At 62.7% G+C, this 18,406-nt stretch carries 14 protein-coding genes; all 14 read right to left on the minus strand.

Annotated elements, in window-relative coordinates; genetic code table 11:
- Positions 1-13: 13 nt before the first annotated feature.
- Entirely contained in the window at positions 14-1,360 is a 1,347-nt protein-coding gene (locus GX515_10835) for a M20/M25/M40 family metallo-hydrolase (GenBank protein ID HHY33486.1), read from the minus strand.
- An 8-nt stretch (positions 1,361-1,368) separates the two neighbouring features.
- Positions 1,369-3,201, minus strand: coding sequence for a sulfatase-like hydrolase/transferase (locus tag GX515_10840; GenBank protein ID HHY33487.1), 1,833 nt, complete (start codon positions 3,199-3,201; stop codon positions 1,369-1,371).
- Between the two features lie 180 nt (positions 3,202-3,381).
- Positions 3,382-4,263 (minus strand): PHP domain-containing protein, encoded by an 882-nt coding sequence (locus GX515_10845; GenBank protein HHY33488.1) that lies wholly within the window; start codon positions 4,261-4,263, stop codon positions 3,382-3,384.
- 728 nt (positions 4,264-4,991) lie between these two features.
- The gene (locus tag GX515_10850; GenBank protein ID HHY33489.1) at positions 4,992-5,270 is read right to left on the minus strand and encodes an HU family DNA-binding protein; all 279 of its coding nucleotides are present in this window, start codon (positions 5,268-5,270) and stop codon (positions 4,992-4,994) included.
- Positions 5,271-5,423: 153 nt separating this feature from the next.
- Positions 5,424-6,323, minus strand: coding sequence for a helix-turn-helix domain-containing protein (locus GX515_10855; protein HHY33490.1), 900 nt, complete (start codon positions 6,321-6,323; stop codon positions 5,424-5,426).
- Positions 6,324-6,421: 98 nt separating this feature from the next.
- Positions 6,422-8,743 carry a DNA translocase FtsK gene (locus GX515_10860; protein ID HHY33491.1) on the minus strand — a complete coding sequence of 774 codons (2,322 nt, stop codon included), beginning with the start codon at positions 8,741-8,743 and terminating at the stop codon, positions 6,422-6,424.
- A gap of 176 nt (positions 8,744-8,919) precedes the next feature.
- Positions 8,920-10,500 (minus strand): Na/Pi cotransporter family protein, encoded by a 1,581-nt coding sequence (locus GX515_10865; GenBank protein HHY33492.1) that lies wholly within the window; start codon positions 10,498-10,500, stop codon positions 8,920-8,922.
- A gap of 138 nt (positions 10,501-10,638) precedes the next feature.
- The gene (locus GX515_10870) at positions 10,639-11,484 is read right to left on the minus strand and encodes an undecaprenyl-diphosphate phosphatase (GenBank protein ID HHY33493.1); all 846 of its coding nucleotides are present in this window, start codon (positions 11,482-11,484) and stop codon (positions 10,639-10,641) included.
- Positions 11,472-12,461: a Na/Pi cotransporter family protein gene (locus GX515_10875; GenBank protein HHY33494.1), complete on the minus strand. Its 990-nt coding sequence runs from the start codon at positions 12,459-12,461 to the stop codon at positions 11,472-11,474. The genes GX515_10870 and GX515_10875 overlap by 13 nt, the downstream gene beginning before the upstream one ends.
- A gap of 250 nt (positions 12,462-12,711) precedes the next feature.
- Entirely contained in the window at positions 12,712-12,966 is a 255-nt protein-coding gene (locus GX515_10880) for a hypothetical protein (protein HHY33495.1), read from the minus strand.
- Complete coding sequence (locus tag GX515_10885) at positions 12,963-13,697, minus strand: translocation-enhancing protein TepA (GenBank protein ID HHY33496.1); 735 nt, start codon at positions 13,695-13,697, stop codon at positions 12,963-12,965. The genes GX515_10880 and GX515_10885 overlap by 4 nt, the downstream gene beginning before the upstream one ends.
- 289 nt (positions 13,698-13,986) lie before the next feature.
- Positions 13,987-15,687 carry a hypothetical protein gene (locus tag GX515_10890; protein ID HHY33497.1) on the minus strand — a complete coding sequence of 567 codons (1,701 nt, stop codon included), beginning with the start codon at positions 15,685-15,687 and terminating at the stop codon, positions 13,987-13,989.
- A 1-nt stretch (position 15,688) separates the two neighbouring features.
- On the minus strand, positions 15,689-16,429 hold the full coding sequence (locus GX515_10895) for an ABC transporter ATP-binding protein (GenBank protein ID HHY33498.1): 741 nt from the start codon (positions 16,427-16,429) through the stop codon (positions 15,689-15,691).
- 126 nt (positions 16,430-16,555) lie between these two features.
- Positions 16,556-18,220, minus strand: a complete 1,665-nt coding sequence (locus GX515_10900) for a ribonuclease J (GenBank protein ID HHY33499.1) — start codon at positions 18,218-18,220, stop codon at positions 16,556-16,558.
- Between the last annotated feature and the right edge of the window lie 186 nt (positions 18,221-18,406).

Below are 18,406 nucleotides of genomic sequence, written 5' to 3' on the forward strand. Positions count from 1 at the left end.
TCCTCCTCCGGCCTCACCTTGCGAAACGCTCCAGCACCAAGGCGATGAACTTGATGCCCTCCAGGAAATCCGACAGGTTCACGTTCTCGTCCGGACCGTGCGACCGCGACTCCGGGTTGCCGATGCCGACTCCCACGGCCGGCGTGCCGAATCGCGCCGCGACCTGGTACATCGGCCCTGTGCCCGCAGAGGTCGGATATAATGACGGCTCCCTCCCGAACAGCTCCACGCACGCCTCACTGATCACCTTCACTATGCGCGAGTTCGGGTCGGTCCTCGCGGGGTACTCAGATCCAAGCCACGTCACCCGGAAGTCGCCGCAACCCATCGCTTTGAGATAGTCCTCGAATTTCCTCTGGATATCCTCAGGGCGCTGGTCAGGCACGAGACGCATATCCAGCTTTGCTACGGCCTTGTTTGGCAAAACGGTCTTGGAACCAGGGCCCTCGTACCCTGCCGAAAGGCCGCACACGTTGCAGGTAGGCTCGAAGTAAAGCCTTCTCAACACATCCCTGCCCGCAAGATCGAGCACGAAGCGGTCCGTGCCGAACGCCTTCGCCAGGCGCTCGTGATCCTCGGGAAGCTTCTCGATGAGCTCGATGTCGTACGAGCTCGGCTTACGGACGTCGTCGTAGAAGCCTGGGATCAGGATCTCCTCCCTTGCGTTCTTCAGGGAACTCAAGGCCCAGATGAGCCTCCATACAGGGCTGGGAACAACCGCAGCCAGGGAGGAATGCAGGTCGTGGCTGCCCCCCTCCACTTCTATGTTTGCGTAGCACAGCCCCTTGCAGCCGAGAGTAACCTCGAGCCTGCCGTCTTCCTCGCGGCCGCCCGTTTCCCATATGCACGCGTCCGCCCGGAAAACCTCGGGATGTTCCCTTGCATAGTCATCCAAGGCCGGGCTGCCGATCTCCTCCTCGCCTTCGGCAACGAATTTCACCGTTAGCGGAAGCTTTCCCCTGACGGCTAGAAGCGCCTCGACCGCCTTCACGCGCGCCACTAAGTCCCCCTTGTTGTCAGCCGTTCCCCGTCCGAACATCTTGCCGCCCTCGATCTCGGCACCGAACGGGTCGTGATGCCATCTGTCGAGAGGCTCCGGAGGCTGCACGTCGTAGTGGTTATAGAAAAGCAGGGTTTTCTCCTGCTCACCCGGTATCTCCGCGGTGACAAGCGGCGCGGCACCCTCCTTGCGAAAGACCTGTACTCTCGCCCCCAGGCTCGACAGCATCCTCTCCACGGTCCGAGCGGCTTCGTCCACGCCCTTGGCCTGTGCGGAAACGCTGGGCTGCCGCACGAGATCTTGGAGCTCCCTGACAAACCTAGGTCCGTGTCGGTCAACATAGTCGAAGACTTCCGTCATCCGAATCGTTACCCCCTTGCCAGCGAGCGGCGCCCCCGCCTGCGCGCGCCGACCCGAATAATCCCAGCGTGCCGGCGAAGCCACCACACGAAAATCGAAATCCCCGCAAGGACCGGTGATGAGACGCCCACCACCGTGGTCTGAAGGAGATCGACATAGTACTTGAATGCAATCCGAAAGTCGGGCAGGTACCGCGTGAACCTCACGCCATCGAGCACCACAGACACCGCAATCTGAATGACGAGGGCCAACATTATGAGATAAATGCATGCCAAGCCGCTCATCAACACGTCAGCAGGCTTCTTGCGACCTTGGCAAGCAAGCCATCCCGAGATCGCCGACGCCAAAAACGCACACACCATGGAATCACCCATCCTCCAAGTAAAGAAGGGCACGACATCACTCTCGCTGTTGAAAACGCTCATCGAAAGGGTGATCCCGCGTGCCATCAAGATAGCATAAAACGCACCAAAGTAGACCGCCGCCCCGATGACCGGGATGCGCATGTTCGCCGTTCTGAGCTGAGCGAGGACCGCGAGCCCCCACGCAAACCCCGCGATGACCATGACGGCCGCTGGCACGGTCGCGAACCGCTGGCGCGCGAGGAGCCTCTGACGTCCGCCGGACATGGCCTCAAGCGCGGCGGCATCGATGTCGCGAGCGAGCTCAGTCGCCTCGTCGTACTTGCCATCGTTGTGCAAGAGCGCCGCATTGGACACCGGCTCGATCGCTGGGGCTTTCTCACCAAGCGTTTCAAGATATCGGCGGGCGAAGGCCACCCTCGCCTCTGCCTGTCGTATCGCTCGTTCAGCCACGGCATAAGGGGGCGCGTCGAGCATCTCGAACAACACCTTACCTTGGGCGTGCGCGGGAACTGAGGTACCCAGGAGGGCGGCGCACGTGGGCGCCACATCTTCGTGACGCGCTGCCGCCCACGAGATCTCCGGCGCCGGACGTTCGGGCGTCACTATCCCGGCCCCGGCGGCAACCAGCGGCACCGTGATGACGTCCTTTTCCCAGCCGCCGTGGCCGCCTCGCGCCGTGTGCCCGTGGTCGGAGGTCACGACTATCGTGTCGCTGGTGAGATCGAGGCTCGCCAGGATCTTTCCGATCATCGCATCCGCTTCAGCCGAGGCGCTCTTGTATGCGGGGCTCGCGGCGCCCGTGGCGTGCCCGGCTGCGTCCACCGACGAGAAGTGGACCACCACGAACCTGGCGTCCCCTTGCTCGAGCTCCCGAAGGGCCGAGTCAAGGATCTTGGAGTCCGCCTTCGAGACCGCAGCCATGTCCGCGGAGTCCGTGGCCACGTAAGTGGCCTTGGCTACGGACGCGCCGAAAAGGGCCTTCCAGTCCTCGCTCGCGTAAAGCGCGGTTTTCAGCCCGGCCCGCCGCGCCGCGTCGAAAAGGCTGTCAACGGGAACCGGCCCGTTGAACGCGTTCGTGCTCACGCCCGAGATCTCCGGTGGCGCGCCGGTAAGGAGGGTGGTCCACCCTGGGTACGAGAAGGACGGTTGATTAACCTGAAGGGAGAAAGCCACGCCGCGGCTTCCTATGTCCTTCAATACAGGCATGTCATCCACGGCGCCGAGCCCAAGACCATCGACGATCACGAGAACCAGCCGACGCGTCAACCGCGCCGTGGCCTGCCCGGCGTCTATCGCGAACGCGTACGGGGTCCGGTAACCTACTACGTCCTGCAGCCCCCACGTGGCAAGGCGCCAAGAGGCCGCGCCCGCTGCCATCGCCGCGATGCACGCGAGCACGATGGCCTTTCTCCTCCCTCTCAGCCAGCGGCCTATTGTTCGGCCCACTCCCGTCCGCGTCGCACCGCTCACCCTCATGCGATCCCTCTCCTCACCACACCAGCAGCTGTCGTCTTCTCCTCGCTAAGTGAGGATGCGCGAGACCGTTGGTCCCCTCGCGCCATGCCATCTCGGCCCACTTGAAGCCCGCAAAGCCTTCGCCGGGGCCGCGGAGATCGGCAGTTACTGGAGAAGTTCAACAGCCTCTCGCACCTTCACTTAGGGTTTCGACACGCCGGGTCTGTTCCCTCCAGCGGCTCCAGCCGCCCCTGCCGCGAGACGGCGCCATCTCTCATCCAGGTCGGCCACCACATCGTCGGGCACGCGCACCCCCCCGATCGGGGCAGGTTCATCCGGTGCGACCCCATGAAAATCGCTTCCGCCAGTCACGATGAGTCCATGCCTCTCGGCAGCCTCGACCCATCGCCTGGTAAGCTCGGGACCATGGGTTGGGTAGTAAGCCTCGATGCCTTCGAGCCCGGCGGCGATGAGGTCTTTAAGGAGGGCGTCTCCGGCCGTCCTCCCAGGGTGGGCAAGCACGGGCACGCCCCCTGCCGCGCGCACGAGGCGAACGGCTTCCGTCGGGGTCAATCCGTAATGCTCCACGTAGGCAAGGCCCTCCTTACCCAGGTATTTCTCGAAATCTCCGTAACGCCTCTCGGGCCTCGCATAGCCAAGGTTCACCATGGCTCGGAAGATCTGACTCCTCCCCACGAAACCCTCTTTGCCTAAGCTCAGGACGTACGGGAGGGAAATGTTTATGCCAAGCTTGCCCAGCTTCTCCAATATCCTTCTTGCCCTCGCAAGCCGCCCTTCCCGTAGCACGCGGAGGGTCTCGAGGAACGTTGCGGAAGTCGCGTCCACATGGTAGCCCAGGACGTGAACCTCCGTGTCCTCAATGTCAGCGGACAGCTCGATCCCCGGAATGACCCGCACGCCACACCCAGCTCCGACGGACTCCGCCTCCGGAAGGCCATCAACCGTGTCGTGATCGGTGAGCGCGATGGTCGTCACACCGCGCTCAGAAGCGAGCCTCACAACCTCTCCTGGAGAGTATCGCCCGTCGGATGCCGTCGAGTGAACGTGCAAATCTGTCCCCACTTGAAAAGCCTCCTTGTGCGCCTTGCGGGACCGCGATACCCCACGTCGCCGGGGTTCCACACATGGAATTATGGCCCGCAAACGCCCGTTTATTTCTCGCTCCCGTGGACATAATAGAGATGCAAAGGTCCTCGCTGGGCCGAGCTAAGACCGTCGTGCGCCTCTTCCTGGGCGCTGCAGGCCCAGAGAGCCTCACGGCGATCGAGCGAATGGCGGCACCCCGCCTTGCATCTGCAACGCTCGTGCCGCTCTAGCGAAGGTTAGCGTGCGGCCTCCCAAGGATCCGTCCGGGCCGAAAGGTCTTGCCGGGTTCGAAAGAAGTCGCATCTGGCCGAGCCAAGACTTGCACTGGTCTGAAGGTAGTCTGTGCACGGTTGAAAGATCGTGTATGGTCTGCCCAGGATCTGTGCCGGTCGGTCAAAGGTTGCCATCCGGTTCTGTAATGTACTGCAGCTAGAGGTTCCCTCGGCCGGAAGGTCGTTGTAGCCTCATTAGGGACTGGACGCAGCCGGCGAGAAGGTCTGCGAGGGCCTCTGCGCTTTCACTTGCGAGTCTCCGACCCGGCTCCGATGCGGATTGCCACTCGGCGGCGGCCGACCCCACATGGGATGAAAAGGCCGTGCACGCCCTCCCCGCCCTGCTTGCCCTTGAGAGGAAAATGGGTTGCCTTCCGGCAACCCGTGATCCCTTTCGGAAAATCCTCTCAAACTGTGGTTATGTAATATGAACTATCGCGCGGCAACCTTGTCCTTGAGAGCCTTACCGGCCTTGAACACCGGCACCTTGGACGCAGCGATCTTTATGGCTGCGCCGGTTCTCGGGTTCCTCCCTGTGCGCGCTGCACGCTTCCTCACTTCGAAAGTGCCGAATCCGACAAGCTGCACTTTGTCTCCGGAAGCAAGGGCACTCTCCACAGCTTCCAGTGTCGCACCGATGACCTTCTCCACGTCTTTGCGCTTCGCGCCCGTCTGTTCGGCGACTTTCGCCACGAGTTCCGCCTTATTCAAAACTCAGTCCCTCCTTCCGCCCAACTAATACTCAGGTCACGCGGTTTTGCCCGATCCCTGCCATTTGCTATTCGATTAAATTCGCGGTTCTCCTTCTTGCACTAGCGAAAAATGTTGATACGACGCCGTACGTGTCGATGGAAGCCCATTCCTCTAATCCTGAGGGAACGCTCTTTCCACCACTTGCCCGGACTTGCCTAGCGGGCCTATCCGGACTCCATTGTATGTCACGTCTATTCCGCTCGCGTTGCCGACCTTGATCCGGATGGATTTCCTCGCGTGCCATGTCGCGTGCTCCCCCGCGACCATGGAGCGCTCGAAGATCACTTTCCCATCAGCCACCACCCTCACCCAACACCGCTCGGTTATTGATACAGAGAGTTCATGGCCTTCGGGTGCCGCCTCAGAGGTTGCGGCGTTTTCCTGCTCCTTCAGAGACGCGGCGGGCGGCGCAGTAGACACCGCCGGCGCTGGACGGGAGGCTGTCATCCCCGTTCCGTCTGACGTAAAGCCGGATGACCCTTCCCCGGGACGCGCCTCCGGCGAAACACCGGTTTCCGCCGCCGCGAGGCCGCCTTCCGTGACGACGTCAGCGGCAGGCGGTGACGAGGGTACAGCCTGTTCTTGCTCCGGAGCGGGTAGGTCCGTGGCCGGTCCTGCAGGGACGTGCCCCCTTCCGCGCAGCGCGACTACTGCCACAATAGACACGAGCACAACGCAGAACCCGACCGCCGCTAAAAAGCGTCGCGATATTCTGACGTTTTGCGATGTATTTCGCGCTCCACCGGGAGGTGATTCCTGGGCTCGTTCCACCTCTAGTTTCGCCCGCTCGGCCTTGTAGCGGTCCACGATCTCATCCCCGCTGAGGCCCACGGCTTCGGCATAGCTACGAAGGAACCCCTTGACGTACACCTCCCCCGGAAGAGCCTCGAACTCCCCTCGTTCGATCGCCTCCAGGTAGCGTCCTCGAATCTTCGTTGCCTCCTGAACGTCGGAGATCGTAAGCCCCCTGGCTTCCCGCGCTTCCCTCAGAAGCTCGCCGAGCTCTCGCATCACGCGTCCCTCCCTTCCGGCAAGCCCTCGAAGCACCCCCAACCCGTTCGCTTCGCTCTCCTCGATTCTTACGAGGATTTTACTAGTCTCTTCGCCTCTTACGAGTCGCGCGACGAGTCGCGGGCTTTCGCCCGGGTTGCATCCCACCTCTCTAGCGTCGTAAGGACCTTTCGAGGTTTGCTACCCTCGTACGGGCCGACAAGCCCCCGTGACTCCATCGCGTCAATGAGCCTCGCGGCGCGCGTGTAGCCGATCCTGAACCTCCGTTGGAGTTTTGAGATGGATGCTTCCTCCGTCTCCAGTATGAGCCTGACCGCATCCTCGAAAAGCGGGTCCTCCTCGCCAAGGCTCTCGCCATCGGTGGTCTCTCTCGTCACGCTTTCCGCCACATACGTCGGCTCGGCCTGCGCTCGCACGAAGTCCACTATGGCCTCGATCTCGGAATCGGAGACGTACGCGCCCTGCACCCTGATGGGTTTGGGCGCACCCACAGGGAAGAACAGCATGTCGCCCTTCCCGAGGAGACGCTCCGCGCCGCCTGTGTCTAGTATGACTCTGGAATCCACCTGGGAAGGAACGGCGAAGGCGATGCGGGACGGTATGTTCATCTTTATGATGCCCGTCACGACGTCAGCGGAGGGCCTCTGAGTGGCAAGCACCAAATGTATTCCCGCCGCCCGGGCCATGAACGCGAGCTGCGAAACGACGTCCTCCACATCCTTCTGCGCGACCATCATGAGGTCGCCCAGCTCGTCTATGATGACAACGATGTAGGGGAGGGGCCTCGCCTCCGCGTCGCGCAACTTCCCGGATTTGCAGAGGCTGTTGTATCTCTCTATGTTTCTCACGCCGTTGGCGCCGAGCAGCCTGTAGCGGTTGTCCATTTCTTGCGCAACCCACCTCAAGTACCCGCCCGCTTCTCTCGTATCCGTGACCACTGGCGCCAGGAGATGGGGTATCCCGTCGTAGGTCGTGAGTTCCACCCGTTTCGGATCTATCATGAGGAGCTTGACCTCTTCGGGTGTGGCTTTGAAAAGGATGCTCGCGATGAGGGCGTTCAGGCACACGCTCTTGCCCGAGCCTGTAGCCCCCGCGACCAACAGGTGCAGCATGTTCTCGAGGTCGCCGACCACGGGTTTGCCCGCGATGTCCTTGCCGAGCGCTATCGCCAGTTTGCTCTTGTGCCTCTGAAACTCGCTCGACTGAAGGACCTCTCTCAGGTAAACGAAGGAGATCTCAGGGTTCGGGACCTCGATCCCGATCGCGGACTTGCCCGGTATGGGAGCCTCCAGTCGGACGCCGGACGCGGCCAGTGCCAGGGCGATATCGTCGGTGAGGCTCATGATCTTGCTTACCTTGATGCCGGGCGCGGGCGCGAGCTCGTACCTTGTGACCACGGGGCCCCTGTCGACCTGCGTGACCCTGCCTTTCACGCCGAAGCTTGCCAGCGTTTCCTCAAGCAGCTTGGAGTGGTCTGGCGCCTCTCCCTGTTTCCATTTGGCGGGCCTTGCCGGGTACCCGAGAAGAGTTATGGGCGGCAGCACATATCCTCCGTCCCGCGGCGGCTCCAGTTTCTTGCCAGGCAGCACAGCCTCGCCCGCCACGGTGCCGCCATGAGCAGGTGCGGCCTCGTCCTTCGACCCTGAAGACCGTATCCTCGGGCGAGCAGCCGGCCGCACGGGGCCTTCCGACCGCGCCTCCGTCGCTTCAGCGCGCACAGACGTCTGGTGCGCCACGCGATGCTGGTCCTCCTCTGCGACGGCGGCCGGTTCCGGCTCCTCGAATAACGGGAGGAGAATCCTCGTCGCAACGAACGAAACCGCCCGCAACAGCGTCTTCGAGACCATAACAAGGCCCCTTGCGCCCCACCGACCCCCCCGCGCAACGACCCTCGCCATGCCCGTGAGAAGCCTCGGCACTGGAACATCTGCCACCAGGCTGACCCCGGCAAGCAGGATCACCGCGCACAGCACCGCCGAGCCAGCCTTCCCCACGGCCCAGGAAAGCCAAGCCGCCATCCTCATGCCAACCCTTCCCGCGCCGGAAAGGCCTAGCAGCGCGACAGCGATACAAGCGAGCCCGGCCACGCGGGACGCGACGGCGCCTGCCGCGCGCTCGACCGCGACGATCACCCCGGTCGCGACGACGACCAACGGCAGGATGATGGCCCATTCTCCCGCGACACCGCGCAAAGCCGCGGCAACTCGCTCGCCCACCGCCCCCGCATCATAGCGCGCGCCCGGGAGCTCTGAAAAAAGACACGCGAGACCGAACGCGCCCAGGCCCACTATGAACGTGCCCAGGACAGCCATGACGTGAGCCGGGTAGCTCCGCTTTCGGACGGGATGTCTTTGGGACGCGGTTTTCTTGCCCTTGTTAATGCTGCTTTCTCTTGGCAAGCCTCTGGAAGCTGCGGGCATGACAAGACCTCCGTACCTCGTCCGAGACTTCTACGCCCCGCGGCGAATTCCTCCACGGGATGGACCGGCCCGCGCGCCCTTTCGCGTGAGAGACCGTGACGCAACCGTCCCAAATGGACATGGTGTGACGGAGAGAACGTGACCTGCGACGATGCCGGGTCCCGCGCCGACCTCGGTCACGCGAGCTCGTGCGAGGGCAGAGCGTTCTGAACGACAGCGTCGGCGAGGTTGACGGCGTGGTCTGCGAGACGCTCCAGGTTGTCCACAACCTCCACGTAGATCACACCCGACGCAGGAGAGCATCTCCCCTGGTTGAGGCGCCTCAGGTGGCTAGTGCGAAGAACGTCCTCGAGTTCGTCGATGTACTTCTCCTTTTCCCACACGTCCTGCGCGAGCGCGGGATCGTTCCGCTCAAGGGCCTGGACCGCGTCGGATATCACCTCGTCGACCCGGCCGAAGAGGTCCTCGAGCTCGGACTTGGCTTCGTCGGAGAACTCAAGGCTCTGTTCGGCCCGGTCAATGGCGAAGCCAGAGATGTTGACGGCATGGTCGCCGATCCTCTCAATGTCGTTCACCACGTGAAGCATGCCGGCAAGCCTGGTCGACTGCTGTTGGGTCAACGCGCCCTGGGCCATGAGGGTCGAGAGGTACAAGATGATCTCGGCCTGAAGGTTGTCCACTATCTCCTCACGGGCGTTTATGCTTTTCGAAGCCGCGCTGGCTTTGCCCGAGAGAAGCGCATGCCCTGCGTCCCTCACCATCTCCCGTGCAATGCCCGCCATCCTAACGAGCTCCTTCACCGCGAGCTCCAGCGCGACCGAAGGAGTAGACAACATCCGCTTGTCCAAGTACTTCGGGCCGTGCTCCATGACCACCTCCTGACCAGGGTACACCGCGGTCGCGATGCGGGCGAGAACGCCGGCCATGGGCAACCACACGAGGGTGTTCAGGACGTTGAACGACGTGTGGGCGTTCGCGATAAGACGCTCGATATCGCCCGACGGGGTAACCGCGTGCACAAAGACCTTGAACAAAGGAAGCAGGGTGATGAAGAGGATGGTCCCGAACACGTTGAAGAGCACGTGGACGATGGCGGTCCTGCGCGCCGACAAACTCGCGCCGATGCTCGCGAGCACCGCGGTGATGCAGGTCCCGATGTTGTCGCCGAAGAGCACCGGAACCGCCGAGTCAAACCCGATGAGGCCCTGGGACGCGGCGGCCATCAAAAGGCCTATGGTCGCACTCGAGCTTTGAATCACCATGGTCATGGCCAGGCCTGCGAGCACGCCGAGCAAGGGACGCGCGCCTAGGTTGCTCAACCATTGCACGAAAGTGGGGTTGTCGCGCAGCGGCTTCATAGTGTCGGTCATGACGGTCATGCCGAGGAAGAGCAAGCCAAACCCGAGGATGACCTGCCCGAGGTACTTATGGATCTTCTTCCTCGAGAAGAAAGTGATGATGAAGCCCAAGCCCACCGCGGGGAGAGCCAGGTTCGAGAGGTCGAACGCGATGAGCTGCGCGGTCATGGTCGTTCCGATGTTGGCGCCCATGACGACACCGACCGCCTGCTTGAGAGTCATGAGGCCAGCGTTAACGAAACCCACAAGCATGACCGTGGTAGCGCTGGAACTCTGGATGACAGCCGTTACGACAGCCCCGACGACGACTCCCATCCACGTTTTCGCGGTGAGAGCCTCGAGTATCCGTCGCATCCTATCGCCGGCCGCCTTCTGGAGGCCGTCGCCCATCTGCATCATCCCGTAGATGAAAAGCCCTAGGCCTCCGATGAGCCCGGACAGTATGGAAATCGTCACCACCCCACCCCCACATGACTTTGATCCGATGTGTTCGCCTTCCTGACGGCTTCCCTCTTCGTCGGCGCAAGGCGGGCGCCCTCACGCCCCCAGGAGCGCCCACGCGATGACCGCGGCGCCAACGAGCCAAGTATATACCGCGAACACCATGAACCTGCCCCGTCTGAGGGCCGAGAATACAAGGTGGATCGCCACGTACCCCGACACCACGCTCGCAAGCGCACCCGCGAGGAACGGCGCAGCAAAGCCTTTCGCAAGCCCTGCCTTCACGAGATCCGGAAGCTCAAGCGCACTCGCGCCGAGGATCACCGGGATGGAGAGAAGGAAAGAGAACCTTGCGGCGTCCTCGCGCCTGAGTCCGAACAGAAGCCCAGCGCTGATCGTCGCCCCAGACCGTGAGAATCCTGGAACGACTGCAAGCCCCTGCGCAACCCCGACGCACAGCGCGCCCGCGGGCCCGAGGCGCTCCACGGGGAGGCGCCCTCCCGCAGCGGACCATCTATCGCCAAGCCACAATACGAGGCCGGTCGCGACGAGAAAGATCCCCACAGCGAGCTTCGACGCGAACAAACGCTCAACGATAGGCTCTAGCGCGAGCCCCATGGCAGCCGTGGGAAGGCTCGCGACGACGATGAGGAAAACCGTCTTTCGCCACCCATCGCGCGAGACAGCCTTGCCGAGGCCTGTCCCACGGGCGACGTCCGTCACGATGCCCGCTGCCGCCGTCACGAGACGAGCCACGTCGCGCGCGAAAACCAGCACGACGGCGATGAGAGTTCCAAGGTGCACAAGCACGTCGAACGATAGCAGCGCCTCCTGGGCATTCAAGAGCTCGCGCGCTATGACGAGATGGCCCGAGCTCGACACGGGTAGAAACTCGGTGAGCCCCTGCACCACCCCAAGGACCACGGCTTTCACCACATCCACGCCGGTCCACCCCTCACGATGTCCACGAATCTTCGGGACCACGGCAACACAACCACGATGGAAAGCAGGTTAAAGAGCGTGTGCGCGTTAGCTATGCCGTGTCCGGGGTCGCTCGCGGAAATGGCCTCCACCAGCCTGACAAACCCCCGGAATACCGGCAACACGCAAGCAACGCCTGCGACGTTAAACGCAAGGTGCAGCATCGCCGCCTTCCTTGCGGTCCGCGATGCACCCATGCTGGCTATGAGCGTGGTCACGCACGTGCCGATGTTGCTGCCGAGCGCAACAGCCACGGCCGAGCCGAGATCCATGAGGCCCTGCCGCGCAAGGCTGATCAGAACCACCGTGGTCGCGCTGGAGCTCTGAATGAGGCCTGTGAACACCGCGCCCGCCGCCACGCCGAGCATCGGCACCTGCCCGAGCACCACCATGGACTCAACGAGCCACGCTGCGTTTGCGACCCAGGACATGGCGGACGACGTGACATCCACCCCACACAGAATGCACCCCAGCCCAACAAGGGCCAGCCCCATGTCGCGATACATGCGTCGCCTCGCAGCCAGGTACAGCGCGAGCCCCGCGCAGATAGCCGGAATGGCCATGGCCTCCCCGCGGAACGAAACGATCTGCGCCGTCACGCACGTTCCGAGGTTCGCCCCCATTATCACCCCGAAGGCCTGATAAAGGTCGAGGACCCCGGCGTCGACCAGCCCTACCACCATCACCGTCACCGCGCTCGAGCTCTGCAGAATTGCGGTGACAACTGCACCGGTCACGGTTGCCGCCAGGGGGCTGCGGGTAAAGGCCTTGAGCGCGCTCTGCGCGCGCCTGCCCGCGGCCCTGCCGAGCCCTACGCGCAGCAGCCGGATACCCGCGAAAAAAAGGCTCATTCCGCCGAGAAGTCTTGCGAGCGAGGCGACCACGGCGCGTATCTCCCCTGAAAGCCAAGGTAAGCCGCCACGGCGCGTCGCTCTCAATATATGCCCTGCCAGCCCGACTTATTATAGCACAGGCCAAATGCGAACGGGAAGCCCTGGGCCTCTCCGTCTCTGCGGCTGACCCAGGTATGCATCTTGAAGGCTCGCCCCTTCAGCGTACGGCGTAGATTGGTGATCGCGCGCCAGGGCTGTCGAGGCCCCGCTGCTTGCGGCTTGGGTGGGCGAGTTCACAAGGCATGCACCAGTTGTGGGGCGCGGCGCGGGAAGGTGACGATAGCTCGTCGAGGCGTCAGACTTGCCACTGTAACGGCACGTGCTCATGGCCCACGAGCGAGGGGGTCAGCCGAATGCGGCTGCCGGGCTGCAAGGCCGGGTCAAGAAAGTGCTGAGGATCGGTGCTGATGAGCCGCACTATCACGGCTTCGTTAGCGGAGACCTGCTCTACGGTCATGGTGATGCCGTTGATCTCAACATCTGTAAAAGCCCTCTCTTTGTCCATTCCCTCCAGGACCAACTCGAGTGGAACCACGGTGTACAGAATCATTGCAGCCGCGCATCCTCCCCGGCGGTGGCCTCGGCCTCGACGCGGCCCGCACGCCTCTCCTCTATCATCCTGTTGAGCATGGCGAGCGCGTCCGCGAGCCCCCCAACTGCGTCCATCAGCCCTAAGTTCACAGCGTCGCTCCCCACGAGGACCGTGCCCACGTCTCTTACGAGCTCACCTGTGCGGAACATGAGCTCCCGGAACTTCTCCGGGCTGATCCTCGTGTGCTCGGCCACGAACTTGATCACCCGGTCCTGCATCTTCTCCAAGTACTCGTACGTCTGCGGCACGCCTATGACGAGCCCCGAGAGCCGCAATGGATGCACTGTCACCGTGGCAGTGGACGCGATGAGGCGGTACTTGCAGCTCACAGCGACGGGCAAGGCAATTGAATGGCCGCCCCCTAGTACAAGGGATACCGTAGGCTTCGACATGCTCTCGATCATCTCGGCGATGGCGAGCCCTGCCTCCACATCTCCGCCCACAGTGTTCAACACCACGAGGAGGCCCTCGATGGCGGGGTTCTGTTCGACCGCCACCAACTGGGGTATGACGTGCTCGTACTTCGTGCTCTTGTTCTGGGGGGGCAGGACGATGTGGCCCTCGATCTGCCCGATTATCGTCATGACGTGTATGTTGCTCTGCGGAGTGGGCGGAGTACGCATCTCGCCGAGCTGCTTAATCGACGTCGCGGCCGACTCGGGACTTCCCGGCGCTCCGCCCGGCGTCATGGGCGAAGGCCCCCTTTCGGGAACGGGGTTCACCTCGCCACCGAGCATTGCCAGCGCACTGCCGAGAACGGGCGGCATGCCGCCGGTGCCGCACCGGTCGCTCATTTCGTTCAACCTCCTGGTACTCGTCACATGCAGCGGGATCGGCTCGAGCTACGCCGCTAAGTATTATGCGGATGCGGCATGCAATTCATGCGCCCAAGAACAGGCATAAGGGCAGGCATCGGGGGGCGAGAAGTCGGACGAACAGAAGCTGCGGCGGCCGGGCCGACGGAGAACGGGAAACGCCTCATGCTTCGAGCTTGACCCACAGCTCATCCGCGACTACGCCGAGGATCTTCACCGCGACAATAAGGAGGATCGCAATGGCTCCCGCCACTCCCGCCACCACCGCCCACTCAGGAAGCCCCAGTCTCACGCAGAAACTCACGGTCACGTACATCAGAACGATGACAACCGCGCCGATGAGCATTCCCACGAGCACGTTGAGATTGGACTTTATGGCCTTCTGCTGGTCGGTCCAGTTCAGCATGGGGCGCCACATGTCGAAGAGCACCCCGCACACGCACAGCATGAACGAGGACAGAAGCCCAAGGCCCACGCCTGCAAGCACGCTTGAGAGCGGCAGGCTGGTCAGGTACCACAGCACCGCGACCCCGGGGAGGGCGCCAACGGCTATCATGCCCTCGGCCCCCACTGCCTTGCCGAGGGCGACCGTCCTCCCGGCGACGGGAAAGCTTCTGGAGATCCAGATGTTCCTGCTTCCCTCGCGGGAGAAAGCTGTGAAAGGAATGGCTGACATGGCCGCAAGGACGAAAAGGTACCCCGCGATGACGAGAGCCCCGATGGCGTCCGCCCCGGGCGCCGCCAGCAGCGCGTCCCACAGGCTGGCGATCTCCGGAGAGCTCCTCGCGAGGAACATGAGCACGAACATAACCGGGAACATCACAAACCCGGTGAACCCGTTCAGCACGAACACGGGAGTCCGCATGAAGAGCTTGATCTCTCCAATCGCCAGCGAAACCACGGGCGAGCGCGAAGTGAACGCCGCTACTCGCATCCTCGAAGCGCGGCGCGCGGCACCCGTCGCGCCCGCCTCGAAGCCGCTGACTACACCGTGATAGAAGACTCTCTCGCCGATGACGAGGAGGACCGCGAAGCCGAGTGCGGCAGCGGCAAGGAAAACCGCCAAGTTGGAAAGACCCTGCCACGTCCCGGAAAGCGCAAGGGCCTTGGTCGCCCACACGCTCGGCGGGAACCGCGCCCCGACGACGTCCACCAGGCTGTTGGCCCTCGCGAACATCTTCGCCAGGAGCTCAGCTTCGTCACCAGCGCTCGGCGCCCGCAACTGCACGAGCATCTGCAGGGTCACGACCGCGATCACGAAGAGGAAGCCCCCCACCATGGCCAGGGTGTCCTTCCGCCTCGAGAGCCCCGCGACCCTCATAAGGAGGATCGCTGGAACAGCTGCAAGCACCAAGGGAATCACCGGGATGGCGAGGAACACAAGTATGCTTGACAGCACGTAAGGCATGACGCTCACGCCTGCGCGGACCCCGTAGGCCACGAGGACAGGCACTATGAACACAGCGAGGCCCACGTATTCGTTGGCTAAGATGACCGCGAACTTGCTCGCGATCACCTCGGCGGGCCGGAGCGGAAGAGGGATTAGGATGGAGAGATCGTTCGAGAAATAGAACACCGCGATAACGAGGACGAACCCGAGGATGAGGACTACGACTTGTGCGATGAGAATGCCCAGGGTCAGCGTGACCGCTCCTTGCCCGATCGCCGCTGCCGCCGAGTAATAGTACGAGGCAAGCGTGTAGACGCCGAAGGCGAGCACTCCCGCGCCGCTTGCTATGCTCAGCGCTATGAGGATCGGCTCCCACAGGCGCTGTCTTTTCTTGAGATAGTAGTACCGCGAGTGCGATATGGCGAAGTTCATGTTAAGCTGGGCGAGGACGAGGGAAACGAGCCGCCTTGCCACGCTACTTCGCCTCCTCCTCCGCGGTGAGCTCGAGGAATATATCCTCGAGCGTCTCGTCCGCCTGCTTGCGGCGCTCACGAAGGTCCTCGACGCTCCCGCACGCGATTAGGCGCCCCCTGTTGATGATCCCGACCCGGTCGCAGAGCCTCTCCGCGACCTCGAGGATGTGCGTGGAGAAGAAAACCGTATGCCCTTTGTCGCAATGGTTCCTCATCATGTCTTTGAAGAGCCGCGACGCCTTCGGGTCCAGGCCGACCATGGGCTCGTCTAGAATGAATACCCTCGGTTCGTGGAGAAGTGCGCCGATCAGGGCGAGTTTCTGCTTCATCCCATGGGAGTAGCTCTGAATAATGTCACGGACGGCCGACTCGAGCTCAAACACCTCCAGCAGCTCACTGATGCGTCGTCGCCTTTCATCGCGGGAAACGCCGAAGACATCGGCCACGAGGTTGAGGTATTCTATCCCGGTGAGCCGGTTGTAGAGGTCGGGGTTGTCCGGAACGTATCCGATGTCCGCTTTGGCGGCCACGGGCTCTTTCGCCACATCGTGCCCGTTCACCACGATGGCACCCCTGTCGGCCCGAAGAAGCCCCACTATCATCTTTATCGTAGTGGTCTTGCCCGCGCCATTGGGGCCGAGGAATCCGAATATCTCTCCCGCGCGGACCTCCAGGGAGAGATCATCCACAGCGGGCCTCGTTCCCCCTCTATACGTCTTGGAGACGCCCTGGATGCTGAGCAGCACGGTCTCTCCCATAGCCGCGCCACACTCCTTTCGAATCTCGAATCTCTCGGATCGAACGACTCAACGCGCCCGCCCGCCAGCTGCGCGCTCTCCTTCCGTCTCCAAGCCATGCAAGAAGCCGCGCTATACCTCCATCACGATGGGCAGGACCATGGGACGCCGACGGATCTTCTGGTATACGAACTCCGCGAGGGCCTCGCGGACCCTGTTCTTGATCGTGCCCCATTCGGTTATCCCCTGCCCCGAGCAGCGCGATATGACCTCGCGCACCTCCGTTTCGGCTTCCTTGAGGAGGGCCTCGGATTCCTTTACGTACACGAAACCTCGCGACACTATGTCGGGGCCCGCCACGACCTCGGCCGTTTGCTTGTCCACGGTCACGACGACTACCAATATGCCGTCCTGGGCGAGCACCTTGCGATCGCGCAGTACCACGTTTCCGACATCACCGACCCCAAGGCCGTCCACAAGCACCTGTCCTGCATCGACCTTCGCGCCGAGATGCGCGCCCTCCTTCGTGAACTCCAGCACGTCCCCGATGTCGAGGATGAAGATGTTCTCCGGCGGTATTCCCACTTGCTCCGCCAGGCGCGCGTGCTTTACAAGGTGGCGGTACTCGCCGTGGATCGGGATGAAATACTTCGGACGCGTGAGGTTCATCATGAGCTTGAGCTCCTCCTGGCTCGCGTGGCCGGAGGCATGTACCCCCGAGAACCTCTCGTAGATGACGTCCGCGCCCTGTCGGAAAAGATGGTTTATGGTCCGGCCTATGAGCTTCTCGTTGCCCGGGATGGCGGACGCCGAGATGATCACCGTGTCTCCCGGACGGATCCCGACTTTCTTGTGGGTCGCCATCGCCATCCGCGTGAGGGCCGACATCGGCTCGCCCTGGGTGCCCGTGGTTATGATGGTCAGCCGGTCTGCGGGCAGCCTATCCAGTTCATCAACGGATACGAGCATCCCGGGAGGTATCACAAGGTACCCGAGGTTCGTGGCTATCTCCACGGTGTTCTCGAGGCTCCGACCTATGACGGCGATCTTCCGGCCGAACTTCCACGAGGCATCGACTATCTGCTGGACCCTGTGTATGTTCGACGCAAACGTCGCGACCAGGATCCTTCCCTCGGCCTTGCTGAAGACATCCTCAAAGGCGCGCCCTACGTCGCGCTCAGACATCGTGTACCCGGGGCGCTCGGCGTTCGTCGAATCCGAGAGAAGAGCGAGGACGCCGCGCGAGCCAAGCTCCGCGAACTTTCGGAAATCCGACGCCTCCTCTCCGATAGGCGTCTGATCGAATTTGAAATCAGCGGTGTGAACCAGGAGCCCCGCGGGCGTGGTGATAGCGAGGGCCACCACATCGGCGATGCTGTGGCTCACGCGTACGAACTCCACTGTGAACGGGCCCAGTGACAACGTCTGCCCGGCCTTCACGCACTGGAGGGGGAACGCCGGCACAACTCCGTGCTCGGCGAGGCGTCCTTCTACGAGGCCAAGCGTAAGCCTCGTCCCGTAGATCTTGGTGCTCACCTGCTTGAGAACGTACGGCAGCGCGCCGATATGATCCTCGTGCCCGTGGGTCAGGATGATGCCGCGTATCCGCTCCTGGTTGGCCACGAGATACGAAATATCAGGGATGACAAGGTCGATGCCGAGCATCTCCTCCTCCGGGAAGGCCACCCCCGCGTCTATCACGAGCATCTCCCCGTTGTACTCGATAACCGTCATGTTTTTGCCGATCTCGCCTACCCCGCCGAGGGGCACGATCGCGAGCCTGTCGTCTTTCGCCACGCTTCTTCTCTCACCATCTTCATCAATCCGCTCGGGACCCCGCGTATTCGCACCTGTTCGGAGGAGCCCCGAGCGGCCGAGTCATCCGCCTGCAATTGTAACACAATCCCAATCGCGCCTCAAGGCCGGGTCACAAGGCGGCGCCCCGCATCCCGTCGAGCAAGTCACGGGGGCGGCCGGGGCACC

The organism is Bacillota bacterium, from assembly GCA_012842395.1.
Taxonomy (GTDB): Bacteria; Bacillota; SHA-98; order UBA4971; family UBA4971; genus UBA6256.